The sequence below is a fragment of the Ekhidna sp. genome, from assembly GCF_964218185.1.
Classification (GTDB): domain Bacteria; phylum Bacteroidota; class Bacteroidia; order Cytophagales; family Cyclobacteriaceae; genus Ekhidna.
This window is the reverse complement of sequence record NZ_CAXPLV010000005.1, coordinates 1,156,515-1,168,647: the sequence shown is the minus strand read 5'-3', so window position 1 is coordinate 1,168,647 and position 12,133 is coordinate 1,156,515. Positions and strand designations below refer to the sequence as shown.

Here is a 12,133-nt window from a genome sequence, read left to right as displayed (position 1 = left end):
CAAAGAATGAGAAAAGTATCGTGATCTAAATCACAATGGAATTGAGTTGAAAGCCATCCTTCAGATGGCTTTTTTTTGCAGTAAAGGATTCGAGGGGGATAAAAAGCAAACGGAGCGCCCTCACCAAAGCAACTCCGTTCTAATTCAACCAGCTATGGATTGTCTTGAATATCTTATAGCTCAAGGTTAGCGAAGTTTCTGGTAATCGAAAAAGCTGTTTCGTCTATTCAACTCAATTATTAGACAAACCCATATTTATATCCGATTAAGAAATTTCAATTGAAATATTCAATGAGAAAGGTTTTAAAATAGGATAATCTAGTACCTAGGATAGTATTCTACGGTGATAATTCACCTGTCCCAAATGATAGCTGAAATGGCCAAAAAGGTGAAGAAAAAAGTGCCCTGTCGTCATTGGATATCCAAAATGCTCAATCGGATAATTCTTAGCTAAATCTTCATCGGTGATTTTGTCCAAACTTGACTGAATCATTCGCTTCGTTTCTTCTATCTCATTCAACAGTTCCTGATATGAGACACGTCCGTTAAACTCAAAATCACGCTTTCGGATGTAACCGGTTTCCCCGAGTGTCGCCCCAATGAAATGTAGTAGGTTTCCGCACAGGTGAAGTATCAAGTTTCCGGCCGAATTATTAATACCTTCAGCTTTAACCCACAATGATTCCTCCGTTGGATATGCCTCGAGTTCAGTCTTCAACTTATCTAAATCTCTAATAAAAAGTTCCTTAATGTCCTTTGTGCTCATCATTCTTCAATTTCAAAACTCATATTATAAAGTTCGGTCGTTTTCTGATGAAATTCCGCAAGCGTATCCTTTTTTATCGTTCCATGAATAACGCACGACAATTGAAAATCGCGCTCTGTGACCTGAATGTCAAAATCAGATACCAAACGCTCTGCCGTACTCATCATATCATAAGGAAATTTCATGGTAATGCTACTGGTCTCAAATATTCTGACCTTGACAGCCTTAGCCAACGCCTCTTCGGTTGCTGTTTTATATGCATTGATGAGGCCTCCCACCCCTAGTTTGGTACCACCAAAGTACCGAATGACTACCACCAAAACATTAGTAAGCTCGAATGACTTAATCTGACCAAGAATGGGATCACCAGCAGAATGAGTCGGTTCTCCATCATCATTGGCTCGCCAGGCTTGATCATCCATCCCCAATATCCAGGCATAACAATGATGGCGAGCATCATAAAAGTCTTTTCTTAGTTGATCCTGAATTCCCTTTATTTCCTCCTCGGATTGTACTGGAAAAGCGAAGGCTAAAAACTTGCTGCCCTTTTCTTTGAAGAGGCCATCAGTTTTGGATTGAATGGTGTAATAGGTACTCAAATTTCAGATAAAAGCTTTTTGGCTTCACTCTCGACCTGCGCTGTTTCCGCATAGTCTAGTGCCAAATCTAGCAATTCTTCTGCTTCAGCTTTTTCTCCTTTCTCAATTAAAACACGCGCCAGCCCCAAATAGCCAAAACTCTTGAAGAACTCACCATGTGCGGGTAGTTCATCGCCGTAGGCAAGGCCTTTTCTGTAGGCATATTCTGCTTTTTCCTTATTCCTAATGATGATTTCCTCGTAGTAACCTAAAAACACATACCCCGCCAATCTATAGTAGGAGCTTTCATGGGTAATGAGTGAATAAATAACATCAAGAGGAGCATTCTTAAAATCAACTGGGTTTGCAAGAGACTCCACATATTTAGCTTTTGCATAGTAGTTGTTCGGGTATTTCTTACAAAGTGCTGACAGGTAATTCTGAGCCAAATCGGGCTTATATTCATACCTTAGATAGATATAACTAAGATAAACATGTGCCTCAACTGTGGTGAGAAACGAAGCATTGCAGGCCATTTCAAGTTGTTTAAGCCCTAGCTCTTTATTTCCACTTCTAAAAAACCAAAGTAGCGGCTTATACATGGGATGCTTCTCGGGATATTTCTCCCGAAAGTAATTGTATAGCCCGGTAGTCAGTAAAAATTCAGGATTGTCATCCACAATATCAAACCCTTTTTTCATCAAACCGTATGCCCGATTAGCTTCGCCAACAGCTTTGACAGTGTGGCCTTGATCTGCATAGTACTCAGCTAAAAGTCCATATGCTGCCATGGCGAAAAAAATCATCTCCGGCTTTTCAAGGTTTGGATCTTTGATGCGTGCAAGCTCAATCGCAGAATCAAGTTGCACTTCCATTTGAAGAAAGAGGTCGTCAGAAATCGTTGGGATGTTAGACCACAAAATAGTCATGGCCCTCATAAGCGGAATGACAGGATGCTGAGGTATATATTTTTCAGCTTTTGAAATATAAAACTCTGCAGAATCAGGTGAAGCATTGTAGATGTGATCAGTACCTTTTCGCACCAAATCCTGTACATGTCCCTTCTCAAATACCTGTGCACTGCCAGCAAAAGCTGTCAGTAAAGCGAACGTGGTGATTATTCTCTTCAAAGTGAAAGTTTTAAGATTTTATTGTAAAAATCTAAGATGCAAGATAACGTCCGTTTTGACCTTACAAAAGTTGGAGTAGTAATTAATTTTGCCATCGCATGTCTTTTTTAATCAATCAGCCCATCGAAGAAGTTACCTCCGGAATAGACCTGGTCTATTTCAAGTCGGCCTACTTTCAAACCCAGATTTATAATCATCTTTTCTCGTTTGCAGATGATGATTTTTTTGTTGCCTTCGATATAACTCCTGAAAAGGCAATTAGTATACCAAGGAGTCCTTTTGGTTCATTTTTTCGAAGAAATAGTGAGACACAAAGTGTATCAGATTTTGCAGGAAAAGTTTTCTCAGAACTTAAAAAAAACGGAGTTAGCCGGGTGGAAATTCACCACCCCTCAGCGATCTATGAGTCTTTTTCATCCAATGAAGACTTAAAAGATGCTGGGTTACACCTTTCATATTCTGACATCAATCAGCACATAGAATTGACCGATAGCTGGGAGAATTCAATTCATAAAATGCAGCAGCGAAAACTCTCATCGCTTTTAAGCGAGGGATTTGAGTTTCGTAAAATGGAAATGGGTGAAATGGAGACTGCTCATAAGTTTTTGACCGTTTGCAGACAGGCTCAGGGTCTGCAAATCAATATCTCATGGGAACACTTAAAAAGTCTGGTTGATAAACTTCCCGAATGTTATGAATGCTTTGGTGTGTTCAGGGAAGGCAAGATTTCTGCACTTTGCATAACTGTAAATGTAACAGCAGATGTGGCATACTACTATCTCCCGGCTACCAGTCCGATGTTTAGAAATCAAAGCCCGATGGTGCTGCTCATTGCGGGCATGGTTGACTATTACCGCAGTAAAAATTTCAAATATCTCGATCTTGGAGTCTCGTCAATCATGGGCAAGCCACAAGAAGCTTTGCGGATTTTTAAAGAGCGTATGGGTGCGGTAGAAACGCGGAAGCCCACCTTCAGCTCATCTCTTTAAGCAAAGATTCCAGTTTACCAATCCACACATCAGGTGAATATAAGTCTTCTGCCTTTTTGCGAATTATGCTCTCCGGAAAAGTTGAAAGCCGATCTCTCATAGCTTTAATCTTGTCCGCCAAATCATCAGCATCTACACTAGATAAAAAACCCACCTCATCAGAAATAATTTCATTTGGACCACCGCATTTAGTAGACACTACCGGCCTTCCACAGGCCATTGCCTCCAGTAAAACATTTCCAAATGTCTCATAATGACTCGGAAGTACTAAAAACTGACATCTCTGCAGATAGTTTCTCACTTCTTCCCGGCTTTTCTCGCCAAGTAATTCAACTTTACTTTCAAGTTTAAGTTCTTTGATTTTACTTCTAAGCCTCGGCTCCTTGGAGCCAGAGCCAATGATTTTTATGTTAACACCATCTACTTTATGAATGGCCTCAAGCAATAACTCAAACCCCTTCTCAGGCTCAAGTCTGCCAATTGCCAAAACAAAATCATCCCTTGTTTTAGCCGGACTAAAAAAGGTCGTGTCGACTGGGTTATACAACACCTTGCTCTCAGGAATCCATTTTTCTACCTCACCCCTATGAAAATTGCTGGTCGTGGTGATCAGTTTGAATCTTGAAATTGAATCCAGAAGGTCGCGCCTCATAGTCCCCAATTCCAAAATCATTTTTTCAAACATAAATCCACCTAATCTCACGTGTAGGTGTACTGGCACATCATATTTTTTTGACAGATAGTCGCCAATAAGAGCACCGGGATAACACGCCTGAACCACAATTACATCTGGCTTGCCATGCTCCAGCGTATAGCCTTGATAATTTAGTTCATTGCACCGAATGATTTCTCGTAAGTTTCCCTTCCTAAATCTCTTTGTCCAACTCAATGCCGGCTGATAATATTCAACGATTCCATCAGTCTTTTTCAAAGAGGCTTTATCATAGCCATGTCTACTAATTTTTCCGAAGTTTTTAATATGATCTTTAACCCAGATCAGCTTTTCAGAATCTCCCTGCCCCCACGTACTCACCCCTATTTTCCAGTCAGGCCTGAGCCTGGACATCATCGCCACCTGCTCCTGAATGAAAATACCATAAGAGGGGTTTGAGGCTGATGGATACCAGGATGGAACGATAAAAAGATTCATTCCCCCGAATTTAATTGGTAAAAACGTTCTGAGAGGTGATATTACCGAAATGAATCAGCTGCCATTGGTTTCGGTCATATGCCTCTGTCACAATCATGCTAAATACGTGTCGCAGGCTATCCAATCTGTTTGGAATCAAAGCTACCCTAGAATAGAGCTGATTGTGATCGATGATGGTAGTAGTGACGGAAGCAAAGAAGTGATTAGGGATAAGATTTCGGGCAGGGAAGTTAAGTTCATCGATAACCCAACACCAATAGGAAACTGTGCTGCATTTAACAAAGGTTTTTATGGCTCAAATGGTGAGTACATCATAGACCTTGCAGCGGATGATATACTAATGCCTGAACGTGTACTCATTGGGGTCAATACTTTTATGAAATCAAATGCCGGCGTGACGTTTTGCAATGTGATGAATATTGCTTCAGATGGAAAAGAGATTGGCCCGCACTTTAAAAAAGAGGTGGTACCGCAGGGTGACTTGTATATCGAGCTAATCAAAAAGTACTTCATATCTCCACCCGGAATGATGATGAAGCGAGAAGTTTTGGTTGAATTGGGTGGGTATGACGAATCTCTCAGCTATGAGGATTTCGATTTCTGGATACGGTCTTCCCGAAATTGGGACTATGCCTATACCGATGATGTGTTGGTGAAAAAAAGAAAAACTAAAGGATCACTATCTGAAAAACAATTTCAATACAAAACCAAACATCAGGAAACGACCCTCAAAGTTTGCCAAAAAATAAAAGAGCTAAATCGCACCAAAAATGAAAATTTAGCTCTTAGAAAAAGATGCCTTTATGAGATCAAGCAGTGCATAAAGCAAGGGAATCTTCGTCTAATCCCCTCCTTTTTACGCCTACTCTAATTACTCATATTTCAAAGTACTGGCTGGGTTCAGCGAGGCTACCTTTAGCACCCGAACACTCACTGTGACAAGTGAGCACAGAATTACTACGCTAAGAGCTATCAAAATAACCAACCATGGAAAGTCTATGCGATAAGCATAATTATCAAGCCAGTTGTTCATGCCAAAAAAGATTAGCGGCACACCTATTATTGATGCAATTCCTATGAGAATAAGGAACTCACGATAAAAGAGTGAAACAATGTGAGTCTCGGATGCACCCAATACCTTCCGCACACCCACTTCTTTGGTTCTCTGCGAAGCTATGAAGGAGATAAGCCCGAACAGTCCAAGAATTGCCACTACCAGAGCAAATCCAGAGAAAATGCTGAAGACAGTTCCAAATTTTCTATCCTCCTTATACAGCCGATCAAATCGCTCATCAATAAAGGTATATTCCAACGATGACGTGGGAAACATATCAGCCCATGTTTTCTCTATGTGCTCTAATCCGGCCTTCATTGCATTTGGAGAAAGCTTGACGAGTGAGCTATGAAGAACAGGATCGTAGAAATAGCAAGTAGGCTCAGCAGCCCTTTTGAGTGTGGTTCTGTTGGCGTCCTCAATGATTCCAATGATGTGATATTTATCATTTTCGGGATCACGACCAAACTGTATCTTTTCATTGATCACTTTGGTGTCCGAAATATTAAATCTATCCAGAAAAGCACGATTTACGATCACTGCTGAGCTATCGGTGGCTAGATCTTTTTGAAAATTTCTCCCCTCCAAAAGTTGAATATCCAATAAGTCAAAATAATTATCATCGACTGTTTGAATGTAGGTAGTGGCATCTAGTCTGTCTGTCATTCCCACAATTTTCACTCCTCCACTCGTTGAGGCAATTTCGTCACTTTCTCCACCAGGTACAGAAGTAGATGTAGCTGTCCCCACAATGCTACCCTCTTGTGAAAGTGTGGTAAGGAAGACTTTCACTTTCTCTCTCATTTGTTCCCTCTGTCCATCATCAGGTCTTGGATTTCTGAATGAAACGACATGACTGATATCCATCCCCATATCTTTGTTTCTCATGAAATCTACCTGCTTGACCACAACCAAAGTACTTGCAATGAGTACGATCGACGTGGTAAACTGAAGGACTACCAGCCCTTTCCTAAGTCCAACTCCGCTTTTGGAGTTTCTGAATTTTCCTTTAATGACATTTATGATTTTGAAATTTGAAAGGAATATAGCCGGATAAAAGCCCGAAACAATGGTGCCAACTAATGTGAAAATGACTAGAGAAATAAGAAAGTCCGAATCAACCCAAACATTCTTTATTAGCTCTGTCTCTACCAGTGAATTGAAACCTTTGGCAGCTAGCTGAGTAATCATCAATGCGACTAGTGCTCCTATGAGATTTATAATAAAGGCCTCAATCAAAAATTGAGTTCGAAGTTGTTTTTTTGCAGCTCCAATCACCTTTCTCAGTCCTACTTCTTTGGCTCTATCCACCGCCTTGGCTGTGGACAAATTGATGTAATTGACCCATGCTATTATGAGGATGAAAATCGAGATTATTTCAAGGAAGTTGACTGATTTTTCACTACCAGTCACTTCTGGCTCGAAGGTCATGTCAGAATTGAGGTGAATGTCTCTGATAGGCTGCAAATTGAAAAACAAAGTACTCTCCGGACTTAGATGTTTGTCTTTTATTGGGATCATTTTCTCCTCCAGCGAAGCTATATCTGCTCCTTCGTCAATCCTCAAATACGTGTAGTAATTGAATGCTCGCCAACCTTCATCGTCCAATCGCTGCTGAATAGTAGAAATAGAAATCAGCATATCGAACTTGAAGTGGGTGTTTTGAGGTACATCTTCTATGACTCCAGTCACCTTAAAGTCCCGATCAAAACCTGAATAAATGTGAATTGTTTTTCCAACTGCATCTTCATCACCAAAGTAGAAATTGGCCTTCGATCTGGATAGAACAACGGAGTTTGGTTCTACCAGCATGGTGGAAGCATCTCCCGAGATGACCTTGTGCCCAAAAAAATCTATAAAGTGTTCATCTCCCATTTTCACAGACTCTTCATTTATCAAGGTTTCATTTTTCTTGACAACCACATTACCAATGTTGTAGGTCAGGGTGTATCCACTCACCTCGGGAATTTCATCTGTGACAACCTTTCCTGATGGGTTGAATGACATGGCATCTCTGGTTCCAAGCTGTCCATCAACAATCTGATCTGTTGTCAGTCGGTAAATGGTTTCCGGATCTTTGTGAAACGAATCGTAGCTTCTCTCAAACTTGATGTACTGATTGATCAGCAGAAAAGCTGCCAGTCCAATAGCCACTCCAATGACATTGATAGCCGTATAGCCTTTGTGTTTGATAAGACTTCTAAAACTGATTTTAAAGTAATTTCTAAGCATGCCTGTGTCCTTTATTATTGAGTTTTTAAATACTGGTCTGAGTAGAGACAATCTGAACAACAGCATCACATCCATTAAGTATCTGAATTGTGCACCATTCCCTGCCTCTTCATGATCTGCGTATAGCTCTTCCAAATCCCCTTTTATGTCAGGATAGAAGTCGGGGTGGCAGTACCACCTGAAAAGTGCATCTGCTACTCTTTTGATCATGTGAATTTTAAGTCAAGGGCAACTTTCGGAATTGCATCCCACAGCTGAGTACGTACATCCTTGGAGTGCTTAAGTGCCTCTTTACCATATGCAGTGATGGTGAAGTATCGTTTGGGCTTTCCACCTCGCTTTTTGGTCGGTTCTCCTTCGCGGCTTTCCAGATATCCCTTTTTTTCCATTCTTCGCAATGCCGACTGCAAGGCTCCAACGCTTACCTTCCTCTTCAAACGCTTTTCGATTTCGCTTTTGATCGCAACTCCATAGGCCTCATTATACAGCACCCCTACAGTGAGCAAAACAATTTCTTCAAATTCACCTAATTGATATTTTTTCATTTCAATTAATTTCCTAATTGTAGTATTGACGAGATAAAATTAGAAAGGTTGTATTAAATTCCTAATTGCAGTATTGATTTTATTAAAAATTGTATATCCCATCCACGAACATTAGTCAACCTTCAATTGTTATTGAAATACACTAGTAATAGTGAGTAGGTTGGTTGTGTGATGGGGCCACTCATTCTGAGTGGCCCTTTGTTATCGACGATTGTCTTCTTCCCTCAGAATTGCCAAATAGCTCTGATAACGTAGTTCAGAAACCTCCTTCCCAATAGCTTCCTTCACTCGGCAGCCGGGCTCATTCTCATGCAGACAGTTATGAAACTTGCATTGCCCTAAAAACTGACGCATCTCTGGGAAATAGTGGGATAGCTCTTCATCTTCAATCTCGGAAAGTCCGAGTTCCTTAATACCTGGCGTATCAATGATGGTTGTATCGTCATTCAGAAAGAAAAGCTCAGCAAATGTGGTTGTATGAACGCCTTTGTTTGCAAAATCAGATATCTCGCTTACTTCCTGATTGGCGTTTGGTAAAAGTTGGTTAATGAAGGTAGATTTTCCTGCGCCGCTATGACCTGAAAGCAGACTGGTCTTACTCTTGAGAAGTTGAACTACATCGTCATCTACCTCCTTATCAAATTGACATAAATGAAACGAATAGCCTATTGACTCATAAACAGGCTTTAGTTCATTGATCGTTTTTAGTTCCTTGGTCCCATACAAATCTGACTTGTTGAATAAAATCACACCTGGAATCCTGAATGCCTCCAGCGTGATTAGGAATCGATCTATGAATCCTAAAGAAGTACGAGGTTTTTTGAGAGTAACTACCAAAAGCCCCTGATCAATATTGCTGGCAATAAGGTGATCATGTCCTTTTTTTCGAGGACTCGCTCGAATTACATAGTTTTCTCTTTCGTAAATTTTTGTAATTACCCACTCGTTATCTACCTGCTGATTTGGTTCGATTTCCACCCAATCACCAACGGCCAAAGGGTTTGTAAGCTTTTTATCCTCAAGTTTAAACTTACCTCTAAGTCTGGCTATGAGCCTATCTTTTCCTGACTGGACTTCATACCACAATCCGGTGGACTTTATAACTAGCGCCTTCAACGTATAGGTGGAATTACGATCATAACTGCAAAGTAAAGAAACCAATGATATGAAATAAAAAAGGCTGATCACATATGCGATCAGCCTAACTCTATATTGCTTCTTTGCCTTAGTTGTTAGACAAATATTCTGCTACTCCATCTCTGGTTGCGCTCATTGCAGTCTTTCCTTCTTCCCAGTTTGCAGGACAAACTTCACCGTGTTTCGCCACATGCTGCCATGCATCTACGATTCGTAGTATCTCATTGATATTTCTTCCAAGCGGAAGATCGTTGATACTCTCGTGTCGCACGATTCCCTCTTTATCAATGTAGAAAGTTCCTCTGAATGCTACAGGAGCTCCTTCGAATCCAAGATTTCCTTCTTCGTCGTATGACCAATCTCCCGCTAGTACACCAAAGTTTGACGCAATAGCTTTAGATGAATCAGCAACCAATGGATAAGTTACTCCAGAGATTCCTCCTTTATTCTTATCAGTCATTAACCACGCAAGGTGAGTTTCTTCTGTATCACATGAAGCTCCTACCACAGCTACACCTCTTTTCTCAAATTCCTCAAGCTTCTCTTGAAATGCGTGAATCTCAGTTGGGCAAACAAATGTGAAATCTTTTGGGTAGAAGAAGAAAATTACTTCTTTCTTACCAATGTACTGATCGAGTGAAAAATTTTCTACAATCTCTTCACCGTTGATTACCGCAGGTGCATTTACAATAGGTGCTTTTTTTCCTACTAATGACATGTTTTACTTTCTAGTTTAATTGTTAAATAATCGTTACATCCACTTCAGGATCAATTCGTTCACCATTGACCTGAAGTTTTATCTCTTTGATTTTGAAATTTTTAATTCGCTTCTTCCTAAAAAAATCATTGATCAGCCCATAGAGCTCTTCATCATAGAAGTCTTGAATTTTATTGGACTGAAGGCAATAAAAATGTCCATGCGGACTCATGTTAGCATCATACCGCTTAGATCCTGATCGTACTGATACTCGCTGAATCAGCCCAGAATCTACCAGAACATCCAGAATCCGATACACGCTTCCAAGCGAGATCGATGGATTATCCACTTTTATGATTTCATGTATGCTTTCCGCTGTTGGGTGATCATTGGAAATCATTAACTCACGCAAAATAACAATCCTGGGGTGAGTGGCTTTAAGCCCCACCTCGCTAAGACGTTCTTTTATTTGATTAATGATTTCCATTTAGGAATTATTCTTAAATGCGAATTTAATTCATAAATAATCAACACCCTAATATTTCGACCAATTGATCAAAATACCATATGCTCCTATATTGAAAAGTGCTGAAATCTTGGTTAATTGCAGTATAAATGGATAATTCATCTTTTACTCAGAATCAAAAACAATGATTATGAAAAACCCTACGAATAAGATTTTAACATTGATCCTGGTTGGGCTGTTTGCCTTCAATCAAAAGACATACTCGCAAGAGAACTTTGGGGAAATTTTCCGCGCCGGACCTGCTGATGCAAATACGTATATCCAAAAGTACTCTGAAGCTATTGGCTTATCATTTAATAGTGGATTAGGTAGTGGGTGGTACAATACTGCTAAACCTCACAAATTGCTTGGATTTGATTTGACTGCAACACTTAATGTCGCAGCTATTCCAGATGAAGATATTAGATTTCAATTCAATCAAAGTGATTATGACGTATTAGAATTAGAAAGTGGCAATGGTTCACTGCCTTCCCTGGTTGGAGGTAGTTCTGATAACAACTTTCTTGTGGTTCCTGCCGGCACAATCATACAAGGAGATAATGGCCCCATCACATATCAAAACGATAAAGTCTTTGCTGCTCCAGATGGTATAATAGATGCAAATGACTACCCTGCTGTTGGCACACCAGTTCCTGCTTTCCAACTTGGTATTGGATTGATGAAAAATACAGATTTAAAGATTAGATATGCATCAGACTTAGGAAGTATTGAAGATGGAAGTGTTAGACTAATAGGATTTGGAGTGCTCCATGATTTAAAGCAGTGGATTCCTGGATTAAAGCAAGTTCCTGTTGATGTATCAGGATTCTTTGGATACACGTCACTAAAGGTCGAATATAATTTTGAAGAAAGTGGAGATGGATACGAAGTTTCTAATGGACTCGCTGAATTAAAAGCTAATTCAACAACTGTACAAATTGTTGCTTCTAAACAGCTAGCCATTTTAACACCATATGTTGGTGTTGGCTACAACATTGCTGGAAGTTCGTTTAAAGTAAATGGACTTTTTGAATACCAGGAAGGCTTACAGACTGCAGAAATTGTTGATCCAGTAGATTTAAAATTTACAGGAGGTAGTACACCAAGAATTAATGCTGGTCTTCGTGTTAAATTATTGGTACTTACTCTACATGCTGAATACGCTATCCAGAAGTATAACACCTTTACACTTGGTGCCGGAATCAGTATTCGTTAAGCATAGCTAAAACCGTATAAAAAAAGAAAAGTCCCGTCAAAAACGGGACTTTCTTTTTTACTTGTCAAACAGGTGTATGAATAAATTTGTGTTATGCATTAGATATATACTATCTAATCAAAAAAGGTAACCAC

At 39.9% G+C, this 12,133-nt stretch carries 12 protein-coding genes; 3 read left to right on the top strand and 9 right to left on the bottom strand.

The window, feature by feature from the left end:
* Nucleotides 1–325: 325 nt before the first annotated feature.
* From ACEQZT_RS10950 to ACEQZT_RS10940, 3 genes are read right to left on the bottom strand one after another with little or no spacing between them, the layout of a single operon-like run.
* Nucleotides 326–769, bottom strand: coding sequence for a DinB family protein (locus tag ACEQZT_RS10950; RefSeq protein ID WP_370089467.1), 444 nt, complete (start codon nt 767–769; stop codon nt 326–328).
* Nucleotides 766–1,365 carry a YigZ family protein gene (locus ACEQZT_RS10945; RefSeq protein ID WP_370089466.1) on the bottom strand — a complete coding sequence of 200 codons (600 nt, stop codon included), beginning with the start codon at nt 1,363–1,365 and terminating at the stop codon, nt 766–768. The genes ACEQZT_RS10950 and ACEQZT_RS10945 overlap by 4 nt, the downstream gene beginning before the upstream one ends.
* A complete protein-coding gene (locus ACEQZT_RS10940) occupies nt 1,362–2,474 on the bottom strand; it encodes a hypothetical protein (protein WP_370089465.1) in 1,113 nt (370 codons plus the stop codon). Before ACEQZT_RS10940 ends, ACEQZT_RS10945 begins: the two co-directional genes overlap by 4 nt.
* Nucleotides 2,475–2,572: 98 nt before the next feature.
* Between ACEQZT_RS10940 and ACEQZT_RS10935 the strand changes: the two genes are divergently transcribed.
* On the top strand, nt 2,573–3,463 hold the full coding sequence (locus ACEQZT_RS10935) for a GNAT family N-acetyltransferase (protein ID WP_370089464.1): 891 nt from the start codon (nt 2,573–2,575) through the stop codon (nt 3,461–3,463).
* Here ACEQZT_RS10935 and ACEQZT_RS10930 read toward each other — a convergent pair.
* Complete coding sequence (locus ACEQZT_RS10930; RefSeq protein WP_370089463.1) at nt 3,447–4,613, bottom strand: glycosyltransferase; 1,167 nt, start codon at nt 4,611–4,613, stop codon at nt 3,447–3,449. The two genes, ACEQZT_RS10935 and ACEQZT_RS10930, sit on opposite strands and share 17 nt — an antisense overlap.
* A gap of 49 nt (nt 4,614–4,662) precedes the next feature.
* On the opposite strand from ACEQZT_RS10930, the gene ACEQZT_RS10925 reads away from it, so the two are divergent.
* Nucleotides 4,663–5,484, top strand: a complete 822-nt coding sequence (locus tag ACEQZT_RS10925; RefSeq protein WP_370089462.1) for a glycosyltransferase — start codon at nt 4,663–4,665, stop codon at nt 5,482–5,484.
* Here the strand turns inward: ACEQZT_RS10925 and ACEQZT_RS10920 are convergent, their stop codons facing one another.
* From ACEQZT_RS10920 to ACEQZT_RS10900, 5 genes are all read right to left on the bottom strand, one after another.
* Entirely contained in the window at nt 5,485–8,109 is a 2,625-nt protein-coding gene (locus ACEQZT_RS10920) for an FtsX-like permease family protein (RefSeq protein ID WP_370089461.1), read from the bottom strand. It lies immediately after the preceding gene.
* Nucleotides 8,106–8,444, bottom strand: coding sequence for a PadR family transcriptional regulator (locus ACEQZT_RS10915; protein WP_370089460.1), 339 nt, complete (start codon nt 8,442–8,444; stop codon nt 8,106–8,108). Before ACEQZT_RS10915 ends, ACEQZT_RS10920 begins: the two co-directional genes overlap by 4 nt.
* Nucleotides 8,445–8,645: 201 nt before the next feature.
* Entirely contained in the window at nt 8,646–9,560 is a 915-nt protein-coding gene (rsgA, locus tag ACEQZT_RS10910) for a ribosome small subunit-dependent GTPase A (RefSeq protein WP_370089459.1), read from the bottom strand.
* Nucleotides 9,561–9,669: 109 nt separating this feature from the next.
* A complete protein-coding gene (locus ACEQZT_RS10905) occupies nt 9,670–10,299 on the bottom strand; it encodes a peroxiredoxin (RefSeq protein ID WP_370089458.1) in 630 nt (209 codons plus the stop codon).
* Between the two features lie 22 nt (nt 10,300–10,321).
* Complete coding sequence (locus ACEQZT_RS10900; RefSeq protein ID WP_370089457.1) at nt 10,322–10,765, bottom strand: Fur family transcriptional regulator; 444 nt, start codon at nt 10,763–10,765, stop codon at nt 10,322–10,324.
* Between the two features lie 169 nt (nt 10,766–10,934).
* On the opposite strand from ACEQZT_RS10900, the gene ACEQZT_RS10895 reads away from it, so the two are divergent.
* On the top strand, nt 10,935–11,999 hold the full coding sequence (locus ACEQZT_RS10895) for a DUF6588 family protein (RefSeq protein ID WP_370089456.1): 1,065 nt from the start codon (nt 10,935–10,937) through the stop codon (nt 11,997–11,999).
* Nucleotides 12,000–12,133 lie beyond the last annotated feature (134 nt).

What these genes read in the sequence shown, in the direction of transcription:
- ACEQZT_RS10950 (WP_370089467.1), bottom strand. Translation starts at nt 769, where the DNA reads ATGATGAGCACAAAGGACATTAAGGAACTTTTTATTAGAGATTTAGAT.
- ACEQZT_RS10935 (WP_370089464.1), top strand. Translation starts at nt 2,573, where the DNA reads ATGTCTTTTTTAATCAATCAGCCCATCGAAGAAGTTACCTCCGGAATA.
- ACEQZT_RS10930 (WP_370089463.1), bottom strand. Translation starts at nt 4,613, where the DNA reads ATGAATCTTTTTATCGTTCCATCCTGGTATCCATCAGCCTCAAACCCC.
- ACEQZT_RS10925 (WP_370089462.1), top strand. Translation starts at nt 4,663, where the DNA reads ATGAATCAGCTGCCATTGGTTTCGGTCATATGCCTCTGTCACAATCAT.
- ACEQZT_RS10920 (WP_370089461.1), bottom strand. Translation starts at nt 8,109, where the DNA reads ATGATCAAAAGAGTAGCAGATGCACTTTTCAGGTGGTACTGCCACCCC.
- ACEQZT_RS10915 (WP_370089460.1), bottom strand. Translation starts at nt 8,444, where the DNA reads ATGAAAAAATATCAATTAGGTGAATTTGAAGAAATTGTTTTGCTCACT.
- ACEQZT_RS10905 (WP_370089458.1), bottom strand. Translation starts at nt 10,299, where the DNA reads ATGTCATTAGTAGGAAAAAAAGCACCTATTGTAAATGCACCTGCGGTA.
- ACEQZT_RS10900 (WP_370089457.1), bottom strand. Translation starts at nt 10,765, where the DNA reads ATGGAAATCATTAATCAAATAAAAGAACGTCTTAGCGAGGTGGGGCTT.
- ACEQZT_RS10895 (WP_370089456.1), top strand. Translation starts at nt 10,935, where the DNA reads ATGAAAAACCCTACGAATAAGATTTTAACATTGATCCTGGTTGGGCTG.